This window comes from Actinomycetospora soli (assembly GCF_021026295.1).
GTDB lineage: Bacteria > Actinomycetota > Actinomycetes > Mycobacteriales > Pseudonocardiaceae > Actinomycetospora > Actinomycetospora soli.
This window is the reverse complement of the sequence record NZ_JAJNDA010000023.1, coordinates 61,329-77,748: the sequence shown is the minus strand read 5'-3', so window position 1 is coordinate 77,748 and position 16,420 is coordinate 61,329. Positions and strand designations below refer to the sequence as shown.

20 protein-coding genes are annotated in these 16,420 nt (G+C 74.5%); 11 read left to right on the top strand and 9 right to left on the bottom strand.

Annotation, left to right across the window (positions count from 1 at the left end; translation table 11 throughout):
* Together LN037_RS27175 and LN037_RS27170 are read left to right on the top strand one after the other, a co-directional pair.
* A partial coding sequence (locus LN037_RS27175) for an SLAC1 family transporter (protein ID WP_504756267.1) occupies positions 1-239 on the top strand: 239 nt, incomplete at its 5' end.
* Positions 240-316: 77 nt separating this feature from the next.
* The gene (locus tag LN037_RS27170; protein WP_230759361.1) at positions 317-1,654 is read left to right on the top strand and encodes an NAD(P)/FAD-dependent oxidoreductase; all 1,338 of its coding nucleotides are present in this window, start codon (positions 317-319) and stop codon (positions 1,652-1,654) included.
* 11 nt (positions 1,655-1,665) lie between these two features.
* Here the strand turns inward: LN037_RS27170 and LN037_RS27165 are convergent, their stop codons facing one another.
* From LN037_RS27165 to LN037_RS27145, 5 genes are read right to left on the bottom strand one after another with little or no spacing between them, the layout of a single operon-like run.
* Positions 1,666-2,085: a type II toxin-antitoxin system VapC family toxin gene (locus LN037_RS27165; protein ID WP_305059653.1), complete on the bottom strand. Its 420-nt coding sequence runs from the start codon at positions 2,083-2,085 to the stop codon at positions 1,666-1,668.
* Positions 2,085-2,357, bottom strand: a complete 273-nt coding sequence (locus LN037_RS27160; RefSeq protein ID WP_230759359.1) for a type II toxin-antitoxin system Phd/YefM family antitoxin — start codon at positions 2,355-2,357, stop codon at positions 2,085-2,087. Before LN037_RS27160 ends, LN037_RS27165 begins: the two co-directional genes overlap by 1 nt.
* A gap of 44 nt (positions 2,358-2,401) precedes the next feature.
* Positions 2,402-3,709, bottom strand: coding sequence for a chloride channel protein (locus tag LN037_RS27155; protein WP_230759357.1), 1,308 nt, complete (start codon positions 3,707-3,709; stop codon positions 2,402-2,404).
* Positions 3,706-4,023, bottom strand: a complete 318-nt coding sequence (locus tag LN037_RS27150) for a DUF202 domain-containing protein (RefSeq protein ID WP_230759355.1) — start codon at positions 4,021-4,023, stop codon at positions 3,706-3,708. Before LN037_RS27150 ends, LN037_RS27155 begins: the two co-directional genes overlap by 4 nt.
* A 7-nt stretch (positions 4,024-4,030) precedes the next feature.
* Entirely contained in the window at positions 4,031-4,402 is a 372-nt protein-coding gene (locus tag LN037_RS27145; RefSeq protein ID WP_230759353.1) for a YidH family protein, read from the bottom strand.
* 84 nt (positions 4,403-4,486) lie between these two features.
* On the opposite strand from LN037_RS27145, the gene LN037_RS27140 reads away from it, so the two are divergent.
* A complete protein-coding gene (locus LN037_RS27140; RefSeq protein ID WP_230759351.1) occupies positions 4,487-5,410 on the top strand; it encodes a DMT family transporter in 924 nt (307 codons plus the stop codon).
* Here LN037_RS27140 and LN037_RS27135 read toward each other — a convergent pair.
* Positions 5,370-6,428 (bottom strand): sulfite oxidase, encoded by a 1,059-nt coding sequence (locus LN037_RS27135; protein ID WP_230759349.1) that lies wholly within the window; start codon positions 6,426-6,428, stop codon positions 5,370-5,372. The two genes, LN037_RS27140 and LN037_RS27135, sit on opposite strands and share 41 nt — an antisense overlap.
* 460 nt (positions 6,429-6,888) lie before the next feature.
* Between LN037_RS27135 and LN037_RS27130 the strand changes: the two genes are divergently transcribed.
* Positions 6,889-7,548, top strand: coding sequence for a hypothetical protein (locus tag LN037_RS27130; protein ID WP_230759347.1), 660 nt, complete (start codon positions 6,889-6,891; stop codon positions 7,546-7,548).
* A gap of 23 nt (positions 7,549-7,571) precedes the next feature.
* Positions 7,572-8,195 (top strand): flavin reductase family protein, encoded by a 624-nt coding sequence (locus LN037_RS27125; RefSeq protein WP_230759345.1) that lies wholly within the window; start codon positions 7,572-7,574, stop codon positions 8,193-8,195.
* On the opposite strand, the gene LN037_RS27120 is transcribed toward LN037_RS27125, so the two are convergent.
* A complete protein-coding gene (locus LN037_RS27120; RefSeq protein WP_230759343.1) occupies positions 8,174-8,626 on the bottom strand; it encodes an acyl-CoA thioesterase in 453 nt (150 codons plus the stop codon). The genes LN037_RS27125 and LN037_RS27120 overlap by 22 nt on opposite strands.
* A gap of 30 nt (positions 8,627-8,656) precedes the next feature.
* On the opposite strand from LN037_RS27120, the gene LN037_RS27115 reads away from it, so the two are divergent.
* The 3 genes from LN037_RS27115 (at position 8,657) to LN037_RS27105 (ending at position 11,495) form a co-directional block, all read left to right on the top strand.
* Positions 8,657-9,715, top strand: coding sequence for an LLM class F420-dependent oxidoreductase (locus LN037_RS27115; protein WP_230759341.1), 1,059 nt, complete (start codon positions 8,657-8,659; stop codon positions 9,713-9,715).
* Positions 9,716-9,743: 28 nt separating this feature from the next.
* The gene (locus tag LN037_RS27110; RefSeq protein WP_230759339.1) at positions 9,744-10,196 is read left to right on the top strand and encodes a MaoC family dehydratase; all 453 of its coding nucleotides are present in this window, start codon (positions 9,744-9,746) and stop codon (positions 10,194-10,196) included.
* A gap of 87 nt (positions 10,197-10,283) precedes the next feature.
* A complete protein-coding gene (locus LN037_RS27105; protein ID WP_230759337.1) occupies positions 10,284-11,495 on the top strand; it encodes an acetyl-CoA C-acetyltransferase in 1,212 nt (403 codons plus the stop codon).
* Positions 11,496-11,574: 79 nt separating this feature from the next.
* Here the strand turns inward: LN037_RS27105 and LN037_RS27100 are convergent, their stop codons facing one another.
* Positions 11,575-12,372 carry an enoyl-CoA hydratase/isomerase family protein gene (locus tag LN037_RS27100; RefSeq protein WP_230759335.1) on the bottom strand — a complete coding sequence of 266 codons (798 nt, stop codon included), beginning with the start codon at positions 12,370-12,372 and terminating at the stop codon, positions 11,575-11,577.
* Between the two features lie 127 nt (positions 12,373-12,499).
* On the opposite strand from LN037_RS27100, the gene LN037_RS27095 reads away from it, so the two are divergent.
* The 3 genes from LN037_RS27095 to LN037_RS27085 all read left to right on the top strand — a co-directional run bounded on the left by LN037_RS27095 (position 12,500) and on the right by LN037_RS27085 (position 16,163).
* On the top strand, positions 12,500-13,021 hold the full coding sequence (locus tag LN037_RS27095) for a MarR family winged helix-turn-helix transcriptional regulator (RefSeq protein WP_230759333.1): 522 nt from the start codon (positions 12,500-12,502) through the stop codon (positions 13,019-13,021).
* On the top strand, positions 13,018-15,732 hold the full coding sequence (locus LN037_RS27090; RefSeq protein ID WP_230759331.1) for a DHA2 family efflux MFS transporter permease subunit: 2,715 nt from the start codon (positions 13,018-13,020) through the stop codon (positions 15,730-15,732). The genes LN037_RS27095 and LN037_RS27090 overlap by 4 nt, the downstream gene beginning before the upstream one ends.
* Positions 15,733-15,800: 68 nt before the next feature.
* The gene (locus LN037_RS27085; RefSeq protein WP_230759329.1) at positions 15,801-16,163 is read left to right on the top strand and encodes a hypothetical protein; all 363 of its coding nucleotides are present in this window, start codon (positions 15,801-15,803) and stop codon (positions 16,161-16,163) included.
* 7 nt (positions 16,164-16,170) lie between these two features.
* On the opposite strand, the gene LN037_RS27080 is transcribed toward LN037_RS27085, so the two are convergent.
* Entirely contained in the window at positions 16,171-16,410 is a 240-nt protein-coding gene (locus LN037_RS27080; protein ID WP_230759328.1) for a hypothetical protein, read from the bottom strand.
* Positions 16,411-16,420: the final 10 nt, after the last annotated feature.

The following is a 16,420-nucleotide window of genomic DNA, read 5'->3' as shown; positions in this document are numbered from 1 at the left end:
CGGCCGCGGTGACCATCCGGACGGCCCGCCGGAAGCTGCCGTTCGCCCTGACCTGGTGGAGCTTCACCTTCCCCGTCGGCACCGTGGTGACCGGCACCAGCGCCCTCGCCGCCCGCATGCACCTGCCGGCCTTCGCCTGGGGCGCCCTCGCGCTCTACGTCGTGCTGGTCGCCGCCTGGGCCGTGGTCGCCGCCCGCACCGCCCACGGCAGCGTGATCCGGGGGCGCCTGTTCGCCTGACCACCGGCCGGTGTGGCCGGCCCGGGCGCCGGGAACGACCGTCCTGCTGGCCCGGTCCCCGAAAGCAGGAGAGTCGCGTGCGGTCTCGGATCGTGATCGTCGGAGGCGGCTTCGCCGGGGCGGGCGTGGCCCGTCGGCTGGAACGTCTCGTCCCCGACGCCGACGTGCGGTTGGTGTGCCCCGACGACCACTCGCTCTACCTGCCGCTGCTCCCACAGGTGGCCGCCGGCGTCCTCCCGGCGCGCGCGGCGACGGTGTCGCTGTCGCGCCGCCTGCGCCGCACCCGGCTCGTGCCCGGCCGGGCCGTGGGCGTCGACCCGGCGGCGCGGTGCGTGGTGGTCGAGACCATCGACGGTCGTCGGGAGGTCCTCGGCTACGACCGGCTGGTGCTGGCACCGGGCAGCGTCACCAAGGTCGTCGACATCCCGGGCCTGCGCGAGTACGGCCGCGGGATGAAGACGCTGGCCGAGGCCGTCCTCCTGGGCGACCACGTGCTCGGCCAGCTCGAGCTGGCGGCGGCGACCACCGATCCGGTCGAGCGGGAACGGCGCTGCCGCTTCGTGGTGGTCGGCGGCGGCTACGCGGGGGTGGAGACCGCGGCGAACCTCCAGCTGATGACCGCGTCGGTCGCCGGGCGCATCCGCGGGCTCGACCCCGCGCTGGTCCGCTGGCACGTCGTCCAGCACGCGGCCGAGCTCATGCCCGGCCTCGGGACCCGTCTGAGCGAGGACACCCGCCGGGTGCTCGTCGGCCGCGGGATCCGGGTCGACCTCGGCACCGGGCTCACCGCCGTCGACGACACCTCGGTCACGCTCTCCGACGGGCGTCGGCTGGAGACTGCCACCGTCGTCTGGACCGCCGGGGTGGCGCCGAGTCCGCTGATGGGGCACCTGGATCTCCCGACGAACCACGGCGCGCTCGTGGTGGGCGCCGACCTCGCCGTGCCCGGCCGTCCCGAGATCACCGCGCTCGGTGACGCGGCGTCGGTGCCGGACCTCGTGACCGGCGGCGACGCGACCTGCCCGCCCACCGCGCAGCACGCGACCCGCCAGGCGCCGGTCGCCGCGGCCAACGTGGCGGCCTCGCTGGCCGGGCGCCCGACGACCCCCTACCGCCACCACGACCTCGGGCTCGTCGTCGACCTCGGCGGCACCGACGCGGTGGCGAAGCCCCTGGGGATCGGCCTCGCGGGCCTCCCCGCACAGGTGGTCACCCGCGGCTACCACCTGTGGGCACTGCGGGCACCCGGCGCGATGGCGCGGGTGGCGACGAACTGGGCACTGCACGGCGTCGGCGGTTCCAGCTCGGTGCGACTCGGGCTGACCAGTGGGGCCGGGGGGCTCGTCGAGCTCGAGCACCTCGACGACTACCTCTCCCCGGAGCAGTCCCGCGCGGCCGCCGGGGCGGCGCCCTGAGTGCTACGGGATCAGGGCCACCCCGGACCCTGGTCCGCCCCGGGCGCCGCGACCCGGAGTCCCAGCCCGACGGCCTCCCGGGCCAGACGACGGTCGTAGGTGACGAACTCCTCCAGCGCCGCTCCGGCGACGACCGTCGCCGTCGCCACGTGGATCGCATCGAGGCTGCGGAGGTGTTCGCCGGCGAGTGACGCGGCGGTGGCCCGCACGACCTCGTCCAGCTCGCAGCGGTGCAACCGAGCCAGGAGGGCGGGAACCGCGCCGAGCGCCGTCGGGGCGACGCGCCGCAGGGCACGGGGCAGCTCGACCTCGGCGATCACCGAGGTGAGCCAGGGGGTCCCCGTCCGATCGTTCAACCAGCGGACCAGGGTGGAGGTCTCCGGCTCCGGGCGAACCAGCTTCACCAGCGCCGCGGTGTCGAGATAGAGCATCAGGAACGTTCGTCGTCGCGGAGGTCCCGCAGCAGCGCTCCCGCCTCGGAGTCCGTCTCCACCGGACCGGGCGGAACGGGGAGCGGCCCGTGCAGGCTCGGTGGCCGGACCCGCCCCGTGGTGACCAGATCGGCGAGAGCGACGGGGACGGCGGGCGTCAGATGGGCGACGACCCGGCCGCGCTCGGTGACCGCCAGGTGCTCGCCCGCCTTGACGCGCGCCAGGACCCCGGCGGTGTCCTGGTTGAGGGCTCGAACGGGGACCTCGGCCATGCCACGAGGGTACTACGCCTGTACTACTCGCCGATCCGGCGAGGTCAGGGCCTTCCCGACGGCGGGTCGGGGGGCTCGAGCAGCCCCGCCGTCGTCGTGGAGAGAGGCTCGACCAGCCGCGCCACCAGCACCCCGAGCACGGCCGCGAGCGTGACCGGCACGAGCAGGCCGGTGCCCACACGGGTCAGCTCGAGGACCAGCACCACGGCGGCGAGCGGGGCCTGGAGGGCGGCCGCGACGAAGGCCGCGGCACCGATCAGCGCGTAGGCGCCGACCGGACCGCCGGGCCAGAGCACCGTCCACCCGTGGCCCAGCAGGGCGCCGAGCAGGGCCCCGGTGGCCAGCGTCGGGGTGAACAGCCCGCCGCTCGCGCCGGCCCGCAGCGACGCGACGGTGGCGAGCGGCTTGAGCAGCACGAGGGCCGCGAGGACCAGCACCGGGCCGTCGCCGTCGAGCACGATCTGGGTGGGGCCCTTGCCGTTGCCCAGCAGCTCCGGGAGCACGGTCGCGAGGGCGCCGATCGCCGCGAACACCGCGGTCGTCGCCACCGGCAGCCGCCACCCGGTCGGGCGCGGGCCCCGCGACCACGCCACGAGGCGGACGAACCCGACGGCGGCGAGCCCGCACACGGGAGCCGCGAGGACCGCGAAGACGACCGCGGCACCCGTCGTCGGGAAGGGCGGGACGGCGTAGACCGCGGCATCGCCGACGACGAACCAGGCGACGACCGCGCCGAGGGCGGAGGTGACCACGGCCGGGAGCGCGACCGGCAGCGCGAGCGAACCGAGGAGCACCTCGAGGGTGAACAGGGCGCCGCCGAAGGGGACGTCGTAGACCGCGGCGAGCCCCGCGCCGGCGCCGCAGGCGACGAGCAGGCGCCGTTGGTCGTCGGTCAGCCCGGCGAGCTCGCCGAGGCGGGAGCCGAGCGCCGCCGCGATCTCCCGCGGTGCGCCCTCCCGTCCGAGGGAGGCGCCCATCGCCACGACGACGATCTGCAGGAGGCCGTCGAGGACGGTCCGGCGCAGACCCATCCGCGCGTCCGGCGTCCACACCGCCCCGGACACGCCGCGCATCGGGCCGAGGCGTCGCGAGACCGGACCGCGTAGCCACCACCAGCCGAGGCCCGCCACGAGGCCGGCGAGCGTGAGGACCAGCAGGCGCCGCCACCAGGGGGCGGCGTCGACGCCCGCCTGGAAGGACGTGTCGTGGTAGCCGAAGGCGAGGTCCTGCACGAGGTGCAGGAGCAGCGTCAGCAGCCCGCCGGCGAGCCCCGCGCCCACCCCCACGAGCAGCACGACGACCCAGAACCGCCACGCGCGCGTGAACGGGACCGCGTTCGGCTGCACGCTCACACCAGCAGGACGAGGCCGGACACGACGGCGAGCAGCGTCACCGCGACGCCGAGCAGGGGGACCGCGCGGGTCGCGGCCAGCGGCGACGGCAGCGGGGCGTGGCGCAGCACCCGGGTGCGGTGACGGCCGTAGAGCGCCGTGGCCGCGGCGATGACCAGCGCCAGGGCGGCGGGGACGAGCGCGAGCGAGAACTCGAGGTGCGTGAACTCCCGCGCCGCGAGCAGCACGGCGTTGCCGGCGACCCCGAGCGAGGTCCGGCTCCAGGCGAGGCCGGTCCGTTCGGCCTGCAGGCCGGCGTCGCTCGGGCTGCTCACGCCTCGCTCACGCCTCGCCGCGCAGCACGATGAGCACGAGCCCGAACAGGGCGAGGACCACCAGACCGGTCGCCATCACCCAGGGGATGCGCTGGCGGGGGAGCGGGCGGTCGTGCCGGATCGCGTCCTCGACCGAGCGCCACCGCAGCACGCCCGAGGCGGCCGCGACCACCGCCAGCACCGCGAGCAGGCCGCCGGTCACCCCGCGGGCGTGGGGGATCGGGAACGACGGGACCAGCTGCACCACCGCGACGCCCGCGGCGAGCAGGGACAGCGAGGTCCGGAGCCAGGCGAGGAAGGTGCGTTCGTTCGCGAGGGTGAACCGGTAGTCCGGTTCGCGCTCCTCGTCCTCGGGTGGGGCCGTCCCGGCCTCCGACATCCGTGCTCCTCTCGCCGGCGGCGTGATCCTCCGGCCCGGACCCCGTCCCGGTCCAGTCGGCCGCCGCCGTCGTACGGTCGACCGGTGCTCCTGCGACCGCCTCCGCCCCCGGTCGCGGCGCACCCGGTGCTCGCCGTCGGTCTCGCGCTGTGCTCCGCCTTCCTCTACGCCCTCGCCGCCGCACTGCAGCGCCTCGCGGCCGGGCGCGTCGACGGGCGGTCGCACGACGGGCGGGCCTTCTTCACCGCACTCGTCCGCGGACCGGTCTGGTGGGGCGGGGTCGGCGCGATGGCGGCCGGGGCGGCGATCCACGTGGTGGCGCTCGGCCTCGGCTCGGTCACGCTCGTCCAGCCGATCGGGGTGCTCGCGCTGGTCCTGGCCCTCCCGCTCGACGCCCGGTTCGAGCGCCGCGTCGTCACCCGGGCCGAGTGGGCGGCGGCCGCGGTGCTGGTCGCGGGGCTCGGCGGTCTCCTCGCGCTCGCGCCCCACCGGCCCGGACCAGGCGCCGCCCTCCCGGGCGGGCTCGTCGTCACCGTGATCGCCGCCGGGGGCGTCCTCGCGCTGCTGGTCGCGGCCGGCGCGCGGCTGCGCACCGGCGGCCGTGCGGTCTGCCGTGCCGCCGGCGCGGGGCTCTGCGCCGGCACGACGTCGGGGCTGGTCCGGCCGGTGCTCCACGGCCTGCACCGCGGCCCGCTCGACACCGGGGTCCTGACGGCGGGTGTGGCCGTCCTGGTGCTGCCGGTGGTGGGTCTGCTGCTGCTGCAGACCGCCTACCGCGACGGCGGGCTCGACGCGGGCCTCGCGACGCAGACCACGATCGACCCGGTGGTGGCCGGGACGATCGGGATCGCGGTGCTCGGCGAGCGCTTCACCGGCGGGCCGGGCGGGGCGGCGCTGGCGGCCGGCTGCGCCGTCGTGACGGTGGCGGGGCTGGTGTGGCTGATCCGGTCGGGGCCGGGCAGCGCCGTCACACCCCGCGCAGCCGCAGCCGGGCCCAGGAGTTGTTGACGTAGCCCTTCGGGTTCCACACCTGCTCGGGGCGCTCGGGCTGCAGCGCCGCCGAGGAGTCCCACGCCCGGGCGAGCACCTCGGTGGTGCCGCGGGGGACGTCGACCGTGGCCGACCAGTGCCGCCACGCCCACGGGCTCGCCTGCGTCCCGAGGTCGGCCTGCGCCCAGGTGGCGCCGCCGTCGGAGGAGACGTCGACGCGCACCACGGTGCGGTCGCCGCCCGCGAACGCGTAGCCGGCCACGGTGACCGGCCCGGCCGGGTGGGAGGACCCGTCGTCGGGACGGAGGAAGTCGCTGTTGACGGCGACGAGTCCGAGCTCGACGCCCTCGCCGGGCGTGGCGGTGACCGGGGCGTCCGGCGGGAGCAGCCGGTAGGTCGAGGCCTGGAAGAAGTTGGCGGACGGCCGGTCGCGGACCTCGATGCGCTGCAGCCACTTCACGCTGCGGGCACCGATGTAGCCGGGCACGACCACCCGCAGCGGCGCCCCGTGCACCGGCGACAGCGGCTCGTCGTTCATCGCCCACGCCAGCAGCACCTCGGGCATCCGGGCCTTGCGCAGCGGCACCGAGCCGCCGAACTCCTGGGGTGGGTCGGCGGCGTCGCTGACGTCGGCGCCGACGAACTCGACGTCGGTCGCCCCGTCCGCGAGGCCGGCGGCGTCGAGCACGTCGGTGAGGCGCACACCGGTCCAGGTCGCGGTGGCGGTCGCGGCCGGGCCCCAGGGCGCCTCGCCGGGGATGTCGCGCACCGCGGTGAGGCCCGCCCGCCGGTTGCCCGCGCACTGCAGGGTCGCGGTCTCGGTCGCCTCCGGGAGCCGGCCGCGCAGGTCGTCGAGGGAGAGGGTGAGCGGCGTCGCCACCCGCCCGTCCACCCGCAGCCGCCACGACCCGGGGTCGAGGTCGGGCACGGGGCCGTGGTTGCGGCAGTAGAAGGCGTCCGTCGGCGTGAGATCGGAGCCGGCCAGCGCCGAGGGCGGTGGCTCGGCGTTGTAGGGCTGGTCGGAGTGGACGGTCATGTCGTGCCGTTTGCCGTGCATGCGCGCCTCTCGTGACACAGGGTGTCGGGTAGCTCACAGAATTCATCCGATGGCGTGGACTGTCGGGGCGAACGGGAACTCTCCGGCCCCGAACCAGCCCTCGGTGACCCCCACACGTGTCCGTTTGCCCTGGTCACCGGCCCGACAAACGCCCCGGAGGTGTGGGCGGGGTCAACCGGGTCGCCGCGGCCGGTGGTCGTAGGGTCTGGCGCCATGACCCACACGCCGATTTACGACGAAGTCAGGCGTTCGCTCGGACGGGCCGGCCGCTTCGCGGAACGGCGGTCCTTCCGCGGGGAGAACGGCGTCGCCGGGCCCGACCGGGTGTCCCGGCCGGTCATGCTCCGCGGCTCCGGTGGTCGTCATCGACGCTCGGGGGACTGAGCCCCGGCCGGGGGCGCACCGGCCCGGGCCACCGCCCGCCGACGAGTCCGCGACGGTGCTGCTGAGCGGCACGTCCGGTCCGCCGGAGCCCGCCCCGCGCGGGCGCCTCTCGGGGGTGCGCGTCACCGGACAGGCCCTGGCGGCGACGACGACGGCCGCCGTGGGCGGCGTCCTCGGCGGTGCGACCGGGACGATCGCGGGGGCCGCGGTCGCCTCCGTCGTCACGACCGTGGGCGAGGCCGTCTACCAGCGCTCGCTGGAACGCACCCGCGATCACGTGCGCACCCGGCTGGACGCGCGCCGCCCGTCGCCCGCCCCCACCGCGGTGCTGCCCGACGGGCCGCCGCCCGACGAGTCGCCGACCGTCCACCTTCAGCCGGTGGCCGCGGCGGGTCGGCGTCGGCGGACGACGATCGCGGCGCTCGTCGCGTCCGGGCTCCTGGTCTTCCTCGTCGCGATGGTCGTGGTGACGGGGATCGAGCGGGTGAAGGGGTCCCCGCTGTCCGGCGGCACCGGGACGAGCGTCGGCGAGGTGATCGGCACGCGGCCCTCGGACGAGGCCACGACCACCACCGAGCCCGACGCCCCGGAGGAGGCGACCACGACCACGAGCGCCCCGGCGGAGACCACGACGACGAGTGCCGGGTCACGCACCACCACGTCCCGGTCGCGGGAACCGGCGGCGACCACGACGCTGGAGCAGCCCGCCAACTGATCGTCCCCGGGAGGACACCCGTCGTGCGCACCGACTTCGATCCCGCCGAGCTCGGCCCGGGTGCGTTCTACAAGCTCCTCAACTCGGTGGTCGTGCCGCGGCCCATCGCGTGGGTGGCGACGACGTCGGCCGACGGGGTGGACAACCTCGCGCCGCACTCGTTCTTCACCGTCGCGTGCGTCGACCCGCCCGTCGTGCAGTTCACCTCCGTGGGCCGCAAGGACTCGCTGGCCAACGTCGAGGCGACCCGCGAGATGACGATCTCGCTCACGCCGGAGTGGCTGTTCGAGGAGGTCAACGCCACCGGCACCAACTTCGAGCACGGCCGCGACGAGTTCGCCGAGGTCGGGCTCGAGCGCGAGCCGGCGACGCACGTGCGCCCGCCGCGGGTGGCGCGCTCGCCCGTCGCGCTGGAGTGCGTCCTGCACTCCACGGTGTGCCTGGGCGACTCGACGGTGGTGTTCGGACGCGTGGTGCACGCCGCGGTCTCCGACGACGTGCTCGTCGACGGCCGCCCCCGGATCGACCGCCTCAAGCCGCTGGCCCGCCTCGGCGGCAACCAGTGGTCGACGATCGGCGAGGTCCTGGAGAAGCGCCGGATCGACGTGCGGGACTGGCCGGCCGGTTACGAGCCCTCGGGCGGCTGAAGCACGGCGTCGAAGGCGGCGGTGTCGGTGGCCACCGCCCGCAGCCGGCCGTGGGGGTCGGCGACGAGGCGACGGGTGCTGTGGTCGAGCAGGCCCATCACCCCGGTGATCGTCGCCGCCGTGACGCCGTCGCGGACCCGGACGAGCTCGGCGTCCATCCGGAAGGTCTTCCCGGCGCCGAAGGTCGTCGTCGTCCGGATGTCCACCCGGTCCCCGACGACGAGCTCGGCGAGGAACCGGGCCGTGGTCTCCAGGATCACCGGCCCGATGCCGTTCGCGGAGAGCGCCTCGACCCCGACGGTCGCGGCGCGGAGGGTCTCCTCGCGACCGTGCTCGCCGTACCGGTGGTACTCGGCGTGGTTGAGGTGCCGGTTCGCGTCGGTCTCGTAGCCGCGGACGGTGATGGACTCGTGGTGACCGGAAGTGCTCACGAGCGCGTGATCGTGGCAGGCTCCCGGGTCGTGCGCATCGGGATGGGGATCAACTACGCCGGCGGCTTCGCGGAGACGGTCGCCGAGCTGGCCGAGCACGAGAAGGCCGGCCTCGACATCGTCTTCGTGCCCGAGGCCTACAGCTTCGACGCCGTCAGCCAGCTCGGCTACATCGCGGCGAGGACGGAGCGCCTCGAGATCGCGTCCGGGATCCTGCAGATCTACACCCGCACCCCGACGCTGACCGCCATGACCGCGGCCGGTCTGGACTACGTCTCCGGCGGCCGGTTCACGCTCGGCATCGGGGCCTCCGGCCCGCAGGTCATCGAGGGCTTCCACGGGGTGCCCTACGACGCCCCGCTCGGGCGGACCCGCGAGATCCTCGACATCTGCCGTCAGGTGTGGCGCCGGGAACGGGTCGAGTACGCCGGCAAGCACTACACGATCCCGCTGCCCGAGGGGCAGGGCACCGGCCTGGGCAAGCCGCTGAAGCTGATCAACCACCCGGTCCGCGCGGAGATCCCGATCCTGGTGGCCGCGCTCGGGCCGAAGAACGTCACGCTCGTCGCCGAGAAGGCCGACGGCTGGCAGCCGATCTTCTTCGTGCCGGAGAAGGCGCAGGACGTCTGGGGCGAGTCGCTCGCCGCCGGGAAGGCGAAGCGCGACCCGTCGCTCGGCCCGCTGCAGGTGTTCCTGCAGACCTCCTTCTTCGTCACCGAGGACGACCACGTCGCCGGGCAGATGCTCGACGGCATGCGGAACATGGTCGCGCTCTACGTCGGCGGCATGGGCGCGAAGGGGAAGAACTTCTACAACGACGTCGCCCGCCGGTACGGGTACGACGACGAGGCCGCGACCATCCAGGACCTCTACCTGTCCGGCAAGAAGGAGGAGGCGGCGCGGGAGGTCCCCGAGGAGCTGCTGCGCGCCATCTCCCTGATCGGCCCGCGCTCCTACGTCGCCGAGCGGATGGCCGCGTTCGCCGAGGCCGGCGTGACGACGCTCAACATCACGCCGCTCGGGGGCACGACGGCGGAGCGGGTCGCGTTGGTGGGGCAGGCCAAGGAGATCGCGGCCGACCTGCGGTAGACCGTCCAGCACCGAGCGAGGAGCAGCATTGCGGAAGTTCGCCGACGTCGAGGAACTGCGTGCGGCGGTGGGGGAGGACCTCGGCACCAGCGAGTGGGTCCTCGTCGACCAGGAACGCATCAACGTCTTCGCCGACGCCACCGACGACCACCAGTGGATCCACACGGAGCCCGAGCGCGCCGCGAACGGGCCGTTCGGGCAGACCGTCGCGCACGGCTTCCTCACGGTCGCCCTCATGCCGAAGTTCGGCTGGGACACCTTCGAGGTCAGCGGCGTGTCGATGACGGTGAACTACGGGCTGAACAAGGTGCGGTTCCCCTCGCCCGTGCCGGTCGGCAGCCGCATCCGCGGGCACTGCCGGCTCGTCGACGTCACCGACGTCAAGGGCGGGGTCCAGGCCACGATCGGCGGCACCGTCGAGATCGAGGGCTGGGACAAGCCGGCCTGCGTGGCCGAGGTGATCCTGCGGTACGTGCTGTAGGTGTGCGCTGCGCGCCCGTGAGTAGTAGTGACGGCCATACCCGTCACAAGTACTCACGGGCCGCAGGCACCTGATAGAGATGGGGTCGTGGGCGACGCCGTCATCTGTGAACCGGTCCGTACTCCCGTCGGTGGCTTCGGGGGGTCGCTGCGCGACGTCCCGGTGCAGGAACTGGCCGCCACCGTGATCCGCGAGCTGGTGCGCCGCACGGGCGTCACCGCCGAGCAGATCGACGACGTGGTGTTCGGCCACTGCTACCCGACGATGGACGCGCCCGCCATCGGCCGGGTCGCGGCGCTGGACGCCGGGCTCGACGTGACCGTGCCGGGCATCCAGATCGACCGGCGCTGCGGCTCGGGTCTGCAGGCCGTGCTCTACGCGGCGATGGCCGTGTCCTCGGGGGCGAACGACCTCGTGCTCGCCGGCGGCGCCGAGTCGATGTCGGGCGCCTCGTACTTCACCGACAAGGTCCGCTGGGGCACCAAGGCCGGCGGGTTCGAGATGAAGGACTCGCTCGCGCAGGGCCGCGTGCACGCCGGCGGGGTGAACCACCCGGTGCCCGGCGGCATGATCGAGACCGCGGAGAACGTCCGGAAGAAGTACTCGATCGGTCGCGAGGAGCAGGACCGCCTCGCGGTGCGCAGCCACGAGAAGGCCACGGCGGCGGTCAAGGAGGGCCGCTACGCCGACGAGCTCGTGCCGGTGACGATCCACGGCCGCAAGGGCGACACCGTGGTGGACCAGGACGAGCACATCCGTTCGGACGCGAACCTGGAGTCGCTGGCGAAGCTGCGCCCGATCATGGGCAAGCAGGACCCGGACGCCACGGTGACCGCGGGCAACGCCTCGGGGCAGAACGACGGCGCCGCGGTGTGCATCGTGACGACCCCGGAGAAGGCGGCCGAGCTGGGGCTGCGGCCGCTGGCGCGGCTGGTGTCGTGGGGCGTGGCCGGCTGCGGGCCGGAGATCATGGGGATCGGGCCGGTCCCGGCGACCGAGAAGGCGCTCGGGCAGGCCGGCCTCACGCTGGCCGACCTCGACGTCATCGAGCTGAACGAGGCGTTCGCCGCCCAGGCGCTCGGTGTGGCCCGCGAGTGGGGCATCGACCTGATCGACGACGAGCGGGTCAACCCGAACGGCTCCGGCATCTCGCTGGGCCACCCCGTCGGCGCCACGGGCGTGCGCATCCTGACGACGATGCTGCGCGAGATGGACCGCCGCGAGGCCCGCTACGGGCTCGAGACGATGTGCATCGGCGGCGGTCAGGGGCTCGCGGCGGTGTTCGAGCGGCTGTCGTAGCCGGTCCCCGGGTCAGCGGTGGCCCACCGCTGACGCTGGACGTCAGCGGTGGCGCACGGCTGACGTTCCGGACGACGGGTCAGCGACCCTGCCAGCGCGGCGGGCGCTTCTCCTTCGCGGCCAGCCCGCCCTCCTTGGCGTCCTCGGTGGCCCCGGCGACGCGGCGCATCGTCTCGCCGAAGCGGATGGCGTCCGTCTGGGACATCTCCGGCCCCCGGCGCGCGACCTCCTTGATCGCGCGCTGGGCGAGCGGGGCGCCGGCGAGGAGGCGCTGCGCGAAGGCGTCGACGGCGGAGCCCAGCTCGTCGTGCGGGACCACCTGCAGGGCGAGGCCGATCTCCTTCGCCCGGGCGGCGGAGATCGTCTCGCCGGTGAGGAGCAGCTCCATGGCGGGCTGCCAGCCGATGCGCCCGGGCAGCCGCAGGGCGCCGACGATCGTCGGGACGCCGAGCTTCACCTCGGGGAAGCCGAAGGTCGCGCGGTCGGAGGCGATCACGATGTCGCACCAGGTGACGAGCGTGAGGCCGTAGCCCAGGCACAGGCCGTTGACGGCGGCGATCACCGGCTTGTGGATCTCCCAGCCCGACTCGAACGAGTTCACCGTCGGGCGCTCCCAGTAGGAGCCGGGGAACTCGCCGGCGGGGTTGCGCTCCGAGCCGAAGTCGGCGCCCGCGCAGAAGGCGCGGCCCTCCCCGGTGACGACGCCGATCCACGCCTCGTCGTCGCCGCGCAGTCGGTCGAACGCCGCGTTGAGCCCGTCGCGCATGGCGCCGTCGATGGCGTTGAGCTTGTCGGGGCGGTCGTAGGTGATGGTCGCGACGTGGCCGGTGCGCTCGTAGCGGACGCGGTCGTGGAAGCGCTCGGCGGCGTCGGGCATGGACGCACGGTAGCGGCGCCCGCCGGTCGACCCGCACAAAACGGCGCCCCGACCGGGTAGCCCCGTTGGCGGCCGTGCGACCGCGGGTGCATAGTTGTACCGAGCAATCGATTGTACGGAGCACGCAATGAATGCAGCAGTCGGCGAGCGGTCGCCGCTCGGGGTCCCCGAGGGGGTCGACGAGCGCTGGGTGACCTCCGACCGGATCGGCCTCCAGCTGATCCGGTTGATCCGGCTCATCGAGCGGCAGCGGGTGATCAAGGCGAAGAAGGACGGCGTGGAACGCGCCGCCTACGTCCTGCTCGCCCGGCTGGTGATCGACGGGCCGCACCGGTCGAACGCGCTGGCCGAGGCGGTGCACTCGGACCCGTCCACGGTCAGCCGCCAGATCGCCGCGCTGGTCAAGGTCGGCTACGTCGAGCGCCGGCCCGATCCCGCGGACGGCCGCGCCTGCCTGCTGGCGGCCACCGACGAGGGCCACCGGGTCTTCGCGGCGAACCGCGACCTGCGCAACCGCTGGATCTCCGACGTCACGAGCGACTGGGACGACGCCGACCGCGAGCGGCTCGTCGAGCTGATGGACCGCTTCACCACCGCGCTCGAGAACCACCACGAGTCCGGCGCCACGGGCGCCGAGGAGGACCGATGAGCACGACGACCGCCTCGCCGCCGGCGAGCGCGGCGAAGACGTCCGGCGACGGCGCCTTCACCCACCGCCAGATCCTGACGATCCTCTCCGGCCTCATGCTCGGCATGTTCCTGGCCGCGCTGGACCAGAACATCGTCTCCACCTCGATCCGCACGATCGCGGACGACCTGAACGGCCTGAACCTGCAGGCCTGGGCGACGACGGCCTACCTGATCACGGCGACGATCTCGACGCCGCTGTACGGCAAGCTGTCCGACCTCTACGGCCGCAAGCCGTTCTTCCTGTTCGCCATCGGGGTCTTCGTCATCGGGTCGGTGCTCTGCACGATCTCGACGTCGATGTACGAGCTGGCGATCTTCCGCGCGATCCAGGGCGCCGGTGCCGGTGGTCTGATGAGCCTCGCGCTCACGATCATCGGCGACATCGTCCCGCCCCGGGAGCGGGCCCGTTACCAGGGCTACTTCCTCGCGGTGTTCGGCACGTCGAGCGTGATCGGCCCGGTCGTCGGCGGCTTCTTCGCGGGCACCGACTCGATCATCGGCGTCACCGGCTGGCGCTGGGTGTTCCTGGTCAACGTCCCGATCGGGATCATCGCCTTCACCGTCGTCTGGCGGGTGCTCAACCTGCCGCACACACGCCGCGAGCACCGCATCGACTGGCCGGGCGCCGCCTCGCTCGCCGTCGCGCTCGTCCCGCTGCTGATCGTCGCGGAGCAGGGCCAGACCTGGGGCTGGGACTCCACGTGGGCGATCGTCTGCTACGTCGTCGGCGTCGTCGGGATCATCGCCTTCGTCCTGTCCGAACGGGCCTACGGCGACGACGCGCTGCTGCCGCTGCGCCTGTTCCGCAACGGCGTGTTCAGCCTGACCACGGTCATCGCCGTCATCACCGGCATCGGCATGTTCGGCGGCATCGCGATCGTCCCGCAGTACCTGCAGATCGTCGGCGGCTCGAGCCCCACGCAGGCGGGACTCGAGATGATCCCGCTGGTCGGCGGCATCATGGTGGCCTCGATCATCTCCGGTCAGCTGACCAGCCGCACCGGGCGCTACAAGGTGTTCCCGGTGATCGGCCTCGGGCTGATGACCCTCGGCATGTTCCTGTTCCACTTCCTGCTCCACGCGGACACCCCGTACTGGCAGGTCGCCGTCCTCATGGTCGTCTTCGGCCTCGGGCTCGGGAACTGCATGCAGACCCTGGTGCTCGCGGTGCAGAACGCGGTCCCGGCGAGCGACATGGGCGTCGCGACCGCGTCGGCCACGTTCTTCCGGCAGATGGGCGGCACGCTCGGCGTCTCGGTCTTCCTGTCGATCCTGTTCTCCACGCTCGGCGGGAACATCACCTCGGCCTTCCGCGGCGCGGCGTCCTCGCCGGACTACCGGGCGGCCCTGGCCGACCCGGCCGTCACGGCGAACCCGGTCAACGCCGCGGGTCTGGACCCGGCGTCGGGAGCCGCGCAGGTCACCCAGGACTCGTCGATCCTGCAGCAGATGGACCCGCGCCTCGCGCGGCCGTTCTTCGAGGGCTTCGCCGCCTCGATGGACCTGGTCTTCCTCGTCGCCGCCTGCGTCATCGCCGTCGGCTTCGTCCTGATCTGGTTCCTCAAGGAGGTCCCGCTGCGCACGACGTCGGGCATCCAGGCCCGCCAGGCCGAGCAGGCCGGTCAGGGCGCAGGCCCGGGCAGCGTCGACTCGGCCGCCGAGGTCGACGGCCCCGCCCGCGGCGCGCTCGACGTCCCCGCCTCCGCCCCGGCCGTCGGGGCGGCCGGCGCCGCCGGCGGCGAGCGGGTGCTGCGGCCCTCGCCGGTGCCGCGCCCGCACGGACGCCACGAGGCGCCGACGCGCGGGGGCGACTCGGTGGTCCTCGGGCGGCTCTCCGACGGTGTTCTCCCGGACGAGGAGTCGGTGCGTTTCGCCGACGACGTCGCCGGGGTGCCGATGGCCCTGCACGCCCTCGACGGCACCGTCGTCGACCGGACCTTCTCGGCCGCCGACGGCTCGTACCGACTGCACGCCCCGCTGCCCGGCAACTACGTCGTGGTCGCGAACCCGAGCACGTTCAAGCCGCACGCCGAGCTGGTCTCGCTGGACGGGGTGCCGGTGCACCGGCCGCTGGCGCTGCGCCGCGCCACCCCGGTCGGCGGGTCGGTCCGCGACACCGCCGACACCCCGGTGGTGGGCGCGACCGTCACGGTCACCGACGCGAGCGGCGGCGTGCGCGCCGTCCGCCGCACCGGCGCCGACGGCTCGTGGGAGTGCCCGGAGCTCGAGCCCGGCAGCTACACCGTCGCCGTCCTCGCCCCCGGGCGGGAGCCGGTCGCCGAGCGCCTCGACGTCGCCGAGGCCACGCCCGCCGGGCGGCGCAGCACTCGCCACGACGTCCGGGTGCCGGTCGCCCGGCACGCGGTGCGCGGGCAGGTCCGCTCGACCTCCGGCGCGGTGGTCCCCGAGTCCCTCGTGGTGCTCATGGGCGCCGACGGCCGGGTCGTCGCGTCGACGGTCACCGACACCGCCGGGCGGTTCGCCGTGGAGGACCTCGCCGAGGGCCGCTACCTGCTGACGGCGAGCGGCTTCGCGCCGGTCTCCGAGCAGGTGACGGTCGGGTCCGGGGCGCACGCGCCGGCGGTGGAGCTCACCGTCGACCCGCCGCAGCCGGTGCGCACGCCGAGCCCGGTCGACGCCGAGACGACCCCGCTGCCGGTCACGCGCTGACCTCGGGCACGACCGGACGGCACTCCCGCGCGCTGCGGGAGTGCCGTCCGTTCGTCAGGGTGACTCCCGTGGAGCCCCGGACGATCGTGGTGTCGGACGCGCTGCAGGCCCGTCTCGACGACCACTGCGGCGCGACCGGACGGACCGCCACCGAGGTGACGCTCGCGGCGATCGAGCACCTCGGCCCGGAGCTGGACGCGGTCGTGCGGGCCTCCCGGGTCCCCCTCGCGCCGCCGGCGACGGGGGAGCGGCAGCTCGGGGTGGGGCCGGTGCGGGTCGTCCTGCGGCCCGGCGCGGCCGCGGCGCGGGTGCTCGACCGGCTCAGCGCGCAGCTGCAGGAGCCCTGGCGGGTGTGGATCCCCGCCGTCCTGAACGTCTACCTGCCCGGCCGGCGCGAGCCCGACGACATGCCGTGGCTGGTCCGGGACTGACCTCCGGTCAGCGCAGGGCGGGGGCCTCGCGCCCCTCGGGGGCGTGCGCGACGAGCTCGGCGTGCGCGCGGTCGGCGTCCGCGGCCGGTTCCTCGCGCAGCACGGCGACGACGGCCTCCACGGCCTCCACCCCGCCGGACCACGCCAGTGCCGCCGCCCTCCGCCGGACGGAGGCGGCGTCGTCGCGCAGCAGCACGGCGAGGTGGCGGGGCAGCGCCGAGCAGGCTCCGACGGTCCTCGAGCTCACGCGCGACCTG

Bases quoted from the DNA above. Each gene is read 5' to 3' on its own strand.
- LN037_RS27165 (WP_305059653.1), bottom strand. From the start codon at position 2,085: ATGCTCTATCTCGACACCGCGGCGCTGGTGAAGCTGGTTCGCCCGGAG.
- LN037_RS27160 (WP_230759359.1), bottom strand. From the start codon at position 2,357: ATGGCCGAGGTCCCCGTTCGAGCCCTCAACCAGGACACCGCCGGGGTC.
- LN037_RS27145 (WP_230759353.1), bottom strand. From the start codon at position 4,402: ATGTCGGAGGCCGGGACGGCCCCACCCGAGGACGAGGAGCGCGAACCG.
- LN037_RS27135 (WP_230759349.1), bottom strand. From the start codon at position 6,428: ATGACCGTCCACTCCGACCAGCCCTACAACGCCGAGCCACCGCCCTCG.
- LN037_RS27100 (WP_230759335.1), bottom strand. From the start codon at position 12,372: ATGCCCGACGCCGCCGAGCGCTTCCACGACCGCGTCCGCTACGAGCGC.
- LN037_RS27095 (WP_230759333.1), top strand. From the start codon at position 12,500: ATGAATGCAGCAGTCGGCGAGCGGTCGCCGCTCGGGGTCCCCGAGGGG.
- LN037_RS27090 (WP_230759331.1), top strand. From the start codon at position 13,018: ATGAGCACGACGACCGCCTCGCCGCCGGCGAGCGCGGCGAAGACGTCC.